Source organism: Corallincola holothuriorum, from assembly GCF_003336225.1.
Taxonomy (GTDB): Bacteria; Pseudomonadota; Gammaproteobacteria; order Enterobacterales; family Neiellaceae; genus Corallincola; species Corallincola holothuriorum.
In genome coordinates, this window is sequence record NZ_QPID01000001.1 from 670,932 (window position 1) to 681,548 (window position 10,617).

General features: G+C 50.7%; 8 protein-coding genes. All 8 read right to left on the reverse strand.

Going from position 1 to position 10,617, the window contains the following annotated elements:
* Positions 1 to 62: 62 nt before the first annotated feature.
* The gene (locus tag DU002_RS02880) at positions 63 to 1,733 is read right to left on the reverse strand and encodes an Hsp70 family protein (RefSeq protein WP_114336830.1); all 1,671 of its coding nucleotides are present in this window, start codon (positions 1,731 to 1,733) and stop codon (positions 63 to 65) included.
* Positions 1,734 to 1,929: 196 nt separating this feature from the next.
* Positions 1,930 to 2,868, reverse strand: coding sequence for a PIG-L deacetylase family protein (locus tag DU002_RS02885; protein WP_114336831.1), 939 nt, complete (start codon positions 2,866 to 2,868; stop codon positions 1,930 to 1,932).
* Positions 2,865 to 3,680, reverse strand: coding sequence for a hypothetical protein (locus tag DU002_RS02890; RefSeq protein ID WP_114336832.1), 816 nt, complete (start codon positions 3,678 to 3,680; stop codon positions 2,865 to 2,867). Before DU002_RS02890 ends, DU002_RS02885 begins: the two co-directional genes overlap by 4 nt.
* A complete protein-coding gene (locus DU002_RS02895) occupies positions 3,670 to 4,866 on the reverse strand; it encodes a glycosyltransferase (protein ID WP_114336833.1) in 1,197 nt (398 codons plus the stop codon). Before DU002_RS02895 ends, DU002_RS02890 begins: the two co-directional genes overlap by 11 nt.
* Positions 4,866 to 6,638 (reverse strand): asparagine synthase (glutamine-hydrolyzing), encoded by a 1,773-nt coding sequence (gene asnB, locus DU002_RS02900; RefSeq protein WP_114336834.1) that lies wholly within the window; start codon positions 6,636 to 6,638, stop codon positions 4,866 to 4,868. The genes DU002_RS02895 and asnB overlap by 1 nt, the downstream gene beginning before the upstream one ends.
* Entirely contained in the window at positions 6,626 to 7,666 is a 1,041-nt protein-coding gene (locus tag DU002_RS02905) for an asparagine synthase-related protein (protein ID WP_114336835.1), read from the reverse strand. Before DU002_RS02905 ends, asnB begins: the two co-directional genes overlap by 13 nt.
* The gene (locus DU002_RS02910) at positions 7,663 to 8,469 is read right to left on the reverse strand and encodes a radical SAM protein (RefSeq protein WP_114336836.1); all 807 of its coding nucleotides are present in this window, start codon (positions 8,467 to 8,469) and stop codon (positions 7,663 to 7,665) included. Before DU002_RS02910 ends, DU002_RS02905 begins: the two co-directional genes overlap by 4 nt.
* Positions 8,466 to 9,539 carry a chorismate transformation enzyme, FkbO/Hyg5 family gene (locus DU002_RS02915; RefSeq protein WP_114336837.1) on the reverse strand — a complete coding sequence of 358 codons (1,074 nt, stop codon included), beginning with the start codon at positions 9,537 to 9,539 and terminating at the stop codon, positions 8,466 to 8,468. The genes DU002_RS02910 and DU002_RS02915 overlap by 4 nt, the downstream gene beginning before the upstream one ends.
* Between the last annotated feature and the right edge of the window lie 1,078 nt (positions 9,540 to 10,617).

Sequence of the window (10,617 nt, forward strand, 5' to 3'; positions counted from 1 at the left end):
AGAATGGGTGTACTTAAATGGCAAACAAAGCTGCACTTTCAGTGTTGTTAGCTGTGTAGAGATCAGTCTATATCCGCATAATCTAACTCGACTTTTATCCTGCGCATCATTTGTTCTATTGCACTGTTGTCGTGACCTTTCAGCACTTGGGAAAAATCTGCCAACATCGTGCCTACCGCTTCACGCTCTTTGCCTAGTTTTTCTTGATACAGGCGCTCAAGCTTCGCCATGAAAGTGGTGTTAGCTAGTTTGTCTTTAGGCAGGATTTTTAAAGCATTCAGTCGGGCAAAATTTTGCTCCAGCTGTTCGCGGTTCAAGTCGTCATCTCCTTCGCTGACATAGGTACGATATTTCTTACCACTCGAGACCTCTGTCACCTCGACTTCCAGTACACCGTTCAGATCGTAGGTGTAAGTCAGATAAAGCTCTTGGATCTTTTCTATCGGGCTTAAGCGGATCTTCAGCTCCCCAAGAAAGACATTGTCCTGCGGTCTGAAGCTTTCCCCCTGATAGATATGCAGTAAAACCTCTTTCTGAGCGGGATGAGTTGAATACACCGAGCGGGTTTCACTGACAGGAATGGTGGTGTTCCGCTCTATCACCGGCAAAAATTCAGTTTGGTCATGACGGCCCAACACTTCGACACCCAGGGTATAAGGGCAAACATCGGTCATGATAACTTCGCGCAACGCATCACTGCGCGCTTTCACGCCAGCCTGAATAGCTGCGCCAACCGCGATCGCATGGTCGGGTTGATAGTGAGATTGCGGTATACGGGAAAAAAGGCGGCTTACTTGCTGGCGGAAAACCGGCATTCGCGTGGCACCACCCACCATGATTAAACCGTCAATATCGTCAAGAGATAGTTCAGCATCGGACATCGCTCGATTCAGAGGGAATTTAATCCGCTCCATCAGCTCGCTGCAACGTAATTGAAAACGCTCTTCAGATATCTCATAACGATATTGAGTGCCATCAACTTCGTATTCAAATCCAGCCTGACTTTCAGACGTTAAACGGCGCTTAAGACCATCACATAATGACCACAATCGACGCTTCAGGGTTTCGGGTAGATGAGAGGGAAGTGCTGGCTGATTGGCGATCAAATCTTCAACCAGGACGTTGGTAAAATCGTTGCCGCCGAGATGATTATCACCTGCGGATGCATGTATCTCAAAGGTGTTGTCAAAGACTTCAATCACCGAAACATCAAACGTGCCGCCACCTAAATCTAAGACAAGATAGGTCTGTTCAGTGTCTTTTTGTTCAAGCCCATACGCTAACGCTGCCGCCGTTGGTTCATTGATTAGCCGCTCAACTTGCAGTCCTGCGAGTTCGGCTGCTTGCTGTGTTTCTTGGCGTTGCTTGTTATTGAAGTAAGCCGGCACCGATATAACCGCCTCTTCGACGGGCTCGCCTAAGTATCCCTCGGCTTGCTCTTTCAACGCTTTAAGAACGATGGCGGACAGCTCCACAGGAGTATAGCTCTGGTCACCCAACCAATAGGTTTTATCTGTACCGAGAAAACGTTTGAATTCTGCAACCGTCTGTTGGGGATATATCGCCATGCGATCTTTCGCCGCTTGCCCTACCATCATGTACTGATCATCTGACAAACTGACGACTGAAGGGGTCAGTACATTGCCTGCAGCATCGGGTATCAGCTCAACTTCTGTATCCTGCCAAACACCAATTACACTGTGGGTTGTACCGAGATCGATCCCGACTTTCATTGCTCACATCCTTCTACTACGAATGAACAAACAAGGATTGATAAAACTGGATAGAAAACAATTCTGTTTCGACAGCGAATGTCGATTGTTTCTACGTCCTTGTATGGGGTAAATAGCACGCATTAGCGCTCACTTGTGAGGCTAACATTATCACGACACATTCGACAAATATCATAGTGTGACAACAAGTTACGATCTATGATCTATCCCCTGCTCGCTGCAGCTTGTTATTTTCCTTAGCACAACCATTCCATTCGTTCAGCTGCCAATAGCGCTCCGTAAACAGTGATTGTCCATTGGCTCCTGCTCGGATCCGCTGCGCATATTCAACTGACATTTCAGCATTGTGCGCGAAAGTACCGACAAACGCTCGTTGCTGGGAAGCATAAGCACCGTACGCTCTCTGGGCCAAGCTAAACTCGTCTTGGCCAAAGTCATAGTGTTGAAAATGTGCCTGATAACCTTGTTCAGAAGCCTGATCCAACGAAGCGGAAATCAAATCAAAACAAGCTACGCGCGCTTCTCCTCCGGGCAAATATTGCTGCACATAGCTCATCTGGCTCAGCGCTTGTAAGTAAGGGGCTATATCCGTGGGATAGCGATACCAAGTGTGGTTTTCTGCAACCGGATCAGGGCGCGCCCCAAGCTGATAAAGGCGGGCTTCAACCGCCCCCGAACATAAGGCATAGGGCCTGTCTTCATAGAAGCTCAACTTGGGCAGTTCTGCCTGCAGCGAAGCGCTAAAACAGAGGCGATGATCCACATGGGTGCCCACCGCTAACGGCGCATAAACGCGGTCGATGCTCAAGTCACACACCAATCCACGCAACTGTGTTGCCAGCGTTGCGACCACGGCAGCATCTGCTGCAGCGATATCCTCCAAAATGAGCGAGCGAAAATCACAATAGGCTGAATGGCGAAATGGCGCATCTTCAAAGCCAAGTTCAAGCCCCCTCGCCTGCAATAGATCAAGCGCGCGGATATTCTCGGCCAAGCGCTGGGCATAGCTGTCATCCCCCTTGCTAAAAACGGTCACGACCGTCACATCAATACCCGCCTCAACATCCTGCATGATCTTGCCTGCGCAAGAGAAAACCACGTCATCAAAATGAGGTGAAATATAGAGATGTTTCATCGACACAACATCGCCGCGCCGACGGCATAACCCAAGGTCAATACCAGCACGCTGCGATAGGTTGCCAGCCGTGAGTCATTCGCCGCATTAACGGCGGCAATTTGCGCGTCATTAAACAGATAAACCGTGTCGATACCGCCTGCGGCGAATTGGGCGATAGACTCCAGCAAGGAAAAATCAGCCTGCGCGGGAAAATAGGAACAAGCACCGAGCGCCTGTGCTGCTTGCTTTTGCCCGCTGTTAACTTCGCACGGCAATGCCAAAGCAATAGATGAGGGCGAATCAGCCGGCCTTTGCGCCAATGCCTCGGCCACCCAGTGGCTAAATTTATCTTCATCTTCGTCATGCGTCCGCGTGTGCTGAGGCAACAGCAAAGGCAGTTGTGCCAAATCGCGTTCGAAGGTCTGGTAATGGTGGCCAAAGCCTAACTTAATTTGGGTTTGGCCTACGTCCATCGCCCAGCCATTAAGCCCGATGCTCGCCAAATACTGCAAACCGCCATCAACCCCACTAAATAATGGGTTAGGCGCAGTAAATACCGGCTGCGCCAATCCGGCCAAACATGCCGATACCGCCGGGTCTAGCGCCCCGCCACCGCACAAAAAAACAGCTTCAAATGGCGCCGCCGGCAAGCACCGCCCCGCACTAGACATTGTGGCTAACTCACCTCGATGCAGTTGCTGCAACACGGTCACCAACATCGGCGCAAACCGCTTATCTGTCATTAATTGCCACAAAGGCCCAAGTTCGGTTTGTGCATCCCACAGTTCCAACGGCGTGATTGCTGGGGTTTCGACAGGCTTAATGATCATAATCAGACTCGGCCAATGCCAACACCAATTGGGCCGCACTCTGCGCACCATCGACCTGATAACTTGCTGACACCCTGCGCATATTTGCCTGGATCTCAGGGGCGTTCAACAGTGCAGCTAACGCTTGGCTACATTCGCTCACACTTGCCTGCTGAAGGTCGAGTACTCGGCCGATGTTCTGTTTCGCAACATAAAATGCTTGATGAAATTGATCATTACAGATGGGACTGATTAAAAGCGGAACCCCGCCATGGATCGCCTCCATCACCGAATTGGCCCCGCCGTGAGTGATCATCACCGCAGCACGTTGCAACATCGATAATTGCGGGGTGTAGCGCGACAAGTAAACGTTGTCGGGTAGATCCACCAGCTCATCACTTCCCAGCAGGTCACTCACCGTGGCAACCAATTGCACCGGCATATCCCGAACCGCAGCAAACACCGTATTAAACATCTGCGGTTGGTAATAGATCTGACTACCCAGCGACATATAAATCAGCGGCATATCCGCGTCTAACCATGCCCAATCAAACTCTGTTTCATCACCGCGATCACACAGCGGGATCGATGGACCGACACATTCAACATCATTCGCTACCGGCCCCACTAGCTGCTCGGTGGTAAAGGCGATATTCAAAAATGGTGAAAGCATGTCACTGCTTTTGAACACGACATTCATGCCATGTTTCGAAAACAGCGCCTGCCGCTTGCTTTGCAACGAAGCCAGCGTATCAAGCAGCTCACTGGAGACCCGAGGATCCAATACTGGATTGAGTGAGTTGGATATAGCAACCCAAGGCAACTGAGCAGCATTGGCAGCAATCGCTGCACCATAGAGCATCGGATCGGTAATAATGATATCCGGCTTAAACTGGTTGATCGCAGCAGAAATACCCGCAATCCCCTCTTCTACCACGTCCACTAGCAACATCTCTATCCACTGCCTAAGCCACTGCGCATTGCTCACCTGTTCGGCAAATTCGCAGCCACGATTTGCACTCCTTGCCGTCTGAGCCAAAGGCTGACCCAATTGGCGCGGCAGCGAAGCGGCGTGCAGTTGCGCTGAAATGTCATGGGAGGCATAAAAACCAACCTCAACCCCGGCGCGTTGCAAGTGCTGTGCAACCCCAATATACGGATTGATATGGCCCTTCTCGGGGATCAGGGTGAAAAGAATACGAGTCATTAAATAACAACCTTATAGCGTTGCTGCCAATACGATAATGAGATGACACGAAATAACAGCGCGCGTTCCATCTCAGTTAACGGCTCGCGCTGTGTACTGAGCGAGAGCAAGGGCGCCAACTCTAAAAAGTGACCAATAAATTCAGCTGAGGTCTGCAATGCCGTCCGCGCTAATCGTTGATAAACCAGGCCTATTGATTGTGCTTTAGGTAAGGCGGATTTAGGCCGGGTACGCACCTGCTCCGGTAACAGACCACGACTGCCCTGACGCAACAACCACTTCTCACAACCCTGTCGGTAACCCAGCTCTGGGTGGATCTTGCGGGCAAAGTCTAGCAACTCAATATCAGCAAAAGGCACCCGCGCTTCAAGGGAGTGGCGCATTGCATGAATGTCACCATTGTGCAGCAAGCGCGGCAACCAGCGTTTAACCACCAAATAGGCGGTCGCCAGCGAACGTTCGGTGGCACTGTGCCAACCGTACCCCGCAGATCCAGCCAGTCTTTGATACTTGTCGTTGAACATCTGCGTCAGTTCCTGCGCACTGCCTTGCGCCAATTTGGGCAGGCTAAATCGCGCCAAAATACCAGCCGGCGAATAGGTGGCGGCTTGGTCAAGCAAGAACGGATAACCCCAATGGATTTCATCCGCCGCATCGCCCACCAGTACCGCTTTAAACTGCGCCCCGGCAACACGGGCCAAATGAAACTGGGCAAACTCTTGCTCCCAGGCAGGCAGCGCATCATTCACTGCTGTCAACTCACTGAAACTCTTGGCAATCTGCTGTTCGTCCACATCAACAATCTGCTGCCGCAGCCCAATCTCTTGCGCGGCACTGCGGGCGAAAGGCATATCGTCTGAACTGACAATAAGTGAGTTGGCATAATCAATCTTGCCATGATCCGCGAAACGAATACTGAAACAGGCAAGTGGCTGCGGAGCCGCTTTATTGGCAATGGCGCTGATCAAAGTCGAGTCCAACCCACCACTGAGATAGGTTGCAACAGGCACATCCGCTCGCATTGCTCGATTCACCGCTTTACCGAGTAAATGGCTCAACTCATCTTCGACATTCTGCTCTGGCGTTATTTCAGCCGTTAGTTGGTAATCGCGCCACTGCCGGATCACAAGGCCATTACTATCAATGTGTAAGCAATGACCCGGTTGCAGGTATTCAATGCCAGCGAACATCGAACTCTCTACCCCGCTAAAATAGGGCGCGACCAGATACTCAAGGATCGCATCCGCATCGGCCTTCACTGGCGTTTGCGCCACCGCAACAATGGCCTTGGCTTCAGAGCCGAACAGCAGTTCACCGTGCTGGTACTGATAGGCAAACGGCTTAACCCCAAGTAGATCTCTGGCGGCAAAGCCCTGCTTTAACTGCTCATCCCAAATAAAGAAAGCGAACATGCCATTAAAGCGATGCAGCGCCCGCTCTCCCCAACAGACATAAGCTGCCAGCACCACTTCGGTATCAGACTCGGTGGCAAACGACCATAGCGGCGCTAGCTCACGGCGTAACTCGGCAAAATTATAGATCTCACCGTTGTACACCAGGCAATAACGCTGATCGCGGGAAATGAAGGGCTGATCGCCGCCCGCAAGATCAATTAACGCAAGGCGCGTATGTGCCAGCGCAGCGCTGCCATAGTACTTAAACCCACAACCATCCGGGCCGCGATGACGTTGCGCAGCAAGCATCGTCGGTAAACGAGTTTTAAAATTGGCGTGAGGATGATTAAAGTTAACAATGCCCGCTAGGCCACACATGAGTTAGACCTACTCAACTGTTGGCGCAATAGCGTTAGCGTGATCCAGAGTGTTCGGTTAGCCAACGAACTCAGGTCGGGCTGAATAGCCAAACTTTTCGCCAACCGGTCAACAGCGGCACCATCCCAATATCTATCGAGACAAAAATCCGGTGCTAATCTGGGTTGCTTAACTTGGTTACACAGCCAATCGGGCAACAGGTTTTGCCCCAATTGACGCAGTGCAGTCTTGTTACTATCAGCAACCCGTTGCCCCGCAGCAACCACTTCAGGGGCAAAAAAAGGCGAGTGATAAGGCAACTGTTGGCTACGAACAATTGCGCCGACTAACGGCAAATAATTAGCAGAGGGCACACCACTGAATACCTGATCGGCGGCATCACCGGTGATCAGGCAGTCGATGCCATCCGCGTTCATCGCTTGAGACAGCAGCAATTTAGACACTGGATGCAGGTTATAGATCGGGGTTTCAGTCGCCGCAATAGTCTCGGGCAACGCGGCCACAAACTGCTCAGCATCAGCCTCAACCACGCGCAACGGCACACCAAAATGCTGCGCCGTTCGCTGGGTGATCTCCAACTCACAATAGCCCGGCAATGCGCTAGCCAAGGTATAAACCTCCACATTGTCAGCGCCGATATGCTGCAGTAAAGCCAGTATTAAAGCCGAGTCAAACCCTCCGCTCAGCGCCAAACCACAGCGTGAATAGCGCCGTACGATTTGCTCAAGTGCCGAGGCCAGCGTGTCAAACAAAGGTAACGGACTAGCTAATACAGGATTGGGCTGACAAACAAGATGCCCGTTGTCCAACACAAGTCGGTAGCCCGGCGTCAGTTTATGCACCTGTTCAATACAGGTTCGGATCCCATCCGGGTCACGATGCAAATACTGCAACACTCCTTGCCGGTCGAGCTTCAGTTCGCTCGAATCTCGGCAGAGTGCCGCGATAGTTGTGCCATGTGCTTGGCTGCCAACACGATAGTAATAAGGAAAAACCGCAAACGGATCGCCCTCATAGATCACGCTCATAAGCTGATCTCTCCAAGGGCGATCAGCTCAGCTCGATTCATTTGCCGATGCGGCTTCTCATCGGCAAAACCGCCCAGACAGCGGTAGCAGGTTGCCAGCGGTTGTTCACGCGTAAGGTATTGATGCACCTCAGTCACCAATGTCGGGCGCTCGTCTAACACCACACCGTCGTCTAAATACTTGGTATTACCGCCGTTGAAGCTATCGAAATGCGGTGGGCGGGTACACATATAGAACCGACCTTGATCAACAATATGACAGCGTTCGCGCAGCCAACAACCCGCAAATACGTCGCGGGTTTCATCCTCTGCTGCGGGCGCTTGCCAGCGCGTCATCTGCACGAAATTCGATTGCTCTTTTAGGTTCAACTCAACATCAAACTCAGCGGCTTTACGCTTAATAAACGCCAGTGTGGTTGGTGGTAATTTAGGTTTGGGATAAATTGAAATGGTTAATCCGTCCAATAATTGCCAGAAACGGTCGGGCATCTTTTCAATCAGCAAGGCATTGGTGGTCACTGACAAAATATTCGCCAGCGGCCTTGCCACTTCGATGCATTCCATCAATTGCGGATGTAATAAGGGCTCTCCGCCCACCAACTTTAAATAGGTTGGCGAAACCACTTTTAACGCCGCCTCTAAATCAGCTTTAACCTGCGCGGGCGTAACACAGCGCGCTGGCAGCATCGGCGACAGAGAACAACACTCGGCACATTTTAAGTTACAATGATCAACGATATGCGCCTCAAGGGAGCGCGTCACGATACGGCCATTTTCGATGGGATATTCAAGCAACGGCTTCATACAACGACCTCATTTAGATCACAGCCACGGCTAAACACAGCTTCAATCTCAACCAATAGTTCGGAACGACAGATATCAGCCGCAACGTAGCTGACGTCAACTGCGGTGCCCAACTCATCATCAACCACCGATTGTATGCAGGCTAAATCATCAGGATCACGCAGATAAACGCGGTACTGAGCCTGAACGCCGGGCACCTGATAATCACAACCTAACGCCTGTTTGGTGCACATCAGTATTCGTTTAATGTTCTTCACAGCTAAGCGCGTCTGTCCATTCACATCACCCAAATGCAACGACTGGTGCCCTTCAATACTCGCCGTACCTGACACCCACAACTGCGCCCCAAATGGGCTTTCAATAAGCTGCGCGCGGGTAAACGAAGGCGCGTGACGCCCGTATTGAGGGGGATAATCAAAGGCACTGACCTGCTGACGGTTTTCTACGGCTTGGCAGGGAGTTCGACCAGCAATGAAATAGTGCACAAAACGATCACTGTGATGGCTGCCAACCGCAGTTGCTGCAGGCAAAGTTGTGCCCTGCCAAGCACTGGTCGCAAACGCTTCGGCGCGACCACTGCAAAAATGCTGATACTGCTCGGTTCCCTGCTTTATTCCATTAATATCCGGCAGCTCATTCCACATTCGATAGATAAAGGGAAAATTAAGCTCGGATAACAACCGACGAACTTGTAAATACCGCGCTTCGGCTTGCATAGCCAACGAGCCGACCGCCAGATCAAAACCACCAAATACAACCTGACTGTTATAAGCCAGTATCATCTCACCGCTATGCCAATAGCGCGGCTGTTCACGGGAAATAAACAGCTCCGCATACGCGCCGGACAACGGCACCAGTGAGGAGGTGATTTGAGGCCAGATAGGCGTTAGTTTCGCGGCTAAAAAACTTTGGTCAGCGCCATAGATGACGGCACCCAAGATACCCGCTTCGGACTGCCGACAGATCGCAGCATACTGCTGCAACGAAACGCGCTTAGAAATAACATCATGTGTGGTTTTGTCGCCCAGGTGTTGTTCCTCAACACCCTGCTTTAGGCCTTCCTGCTGCATAAATAATCTCGACTTCCATAACGGTACTGCATCCTTTCAATACCATCATAACCGTATTTGGGTAAGCGCCCAAACAGACCAGACAGTGACGACCGTCACCCATTTGCGGGGGATGATAACGGCGTAGCGCCGATTAGAACATTGATGCGGAGTAATAAATGCAACGCTGAGAAGCCGTTCGCAGAGGCTGGTTTGTTAAGGCGCTTGGACTCACGACAGGGTAAACCTATACATTCCTGACTTTTCGATATCCCATGTGCATCTCAGCGCTTGAGTTGTCCTCACTGAGTACAAATCGAAAAGTTTGCTATGGAAAATGGATACTCGAACCATTAGCAATAAACTAGCAGCGAGATGGTACGAAACCCTGAACGTATTGAATTTGGAACGATCACGCCTTGCAAGTTTAAGCATGTGAGCGAGATATCGGATGTAGAGATTGGCTCAGTGTTTCCCAAGGTGAACAAAAACATTCCATACTCTTCAATTTAATGGAGGAGAATAGTTCGGCTCATTTCCTTGTACTCGAAACTCTGTAATTCCAATCTACTTGCCTTGAGTTCTAACGCTAAGTGAAGGGGCAACAACCAGCACAAAGCGCGTCGTGATTGTTGTCCCGCGGAGCACCCATCGGGTGCGGAGCTATTCTTGCGCGCCTTGTTATAACGTGGAGTTCAAACTTAAGGCTTCATTGCGCTGTTTCGAATCGACTGAGCGATCTGGATTTCCAGTACCAGTAGCCGCAGTAGACCCACGCTCCCGGGGGTAAAAGTAGGTTGAGAAGTAGCGAGTAAAAACCTACTAATGGAAGATTTTCTGCTGTGCTGCGTTTCGCGAACCGCAATGTAAAAAAGAAAACAATGATTGCCAATACAAAAGCAATCTGACCGAAGGTCGTCGCGTTAATATTCATAGTTCTAGGTCCTTTCAGAACGATTTCAAAATAGCGTTATAGACAATATGACTCCCACAAAAGGTGCTGACCTCCGCCTTCGTGGGTTAGCTAAAAGCCAGAGCCATAATGTATGTGTCAACAATACAAGCTGGAGGTCAGCATGAATTACAGTAGCATACTTTT

Bases quoted from the DNA above. Each gene is read 5' to 3' on its own strand.
- DU002_RS02895 (WP_114336833.1), bottom strand. From the start codon at position 4,866: ATGACTCGTATTCTTTTCACCCTGATCCCCGAGAAGGGCCATATCAAT.
- DU002_RS02915 (WP_114336837.1), bottom strand. From the start codon at position 9,539: ATGCAGCAGGAAGGCCTAAAGCAGGGTGTTGAGGAACAACACCTGGGC.
- DU002_RS02880 (WP_114336830.1), bottom strand. From the start codon at position 1,733: ATGAAAGTCGGGATCGATCTCGGTACAACCCACAGTGTAATTGGTGTT.
- DU002_RS02890 (WP_114336832.1), bottom strand. From the start codon at position 3,680: ATGATCATTAAGCCTGTCGAAACCCCAGCAATCACGCCGTTGGAACTG.
- DU002_RS02910 (WP_114336836.1), bottom strand. From the start codon at position 8,469: ATGAAGCCGTTGCTTGAATATCCCATCGAAAATGGCCGTATCGTGACG.
- DU002_RS02905 (WP_114336835.1), bottom strand. From the start codon at position 7,666: ATGAGCGTGATCTATGAGGGCGATCCGTTTGCGGTTTTTCCTTATTAC.
- DU002_RS02885 (WP_114336831.1), bottom strand. From the start codon at position 2,868: ATGAAACATCTCTATATTTCACCTCATTTTGATGACGTGGTTTTCTCT.
- asnB (WP_114336834.1), bottom strand. From the start codon at position 6,638: ATGTGTGGCCTAGCGGGCATTGTTAACTTTAATCATCCTCACGCCAAT.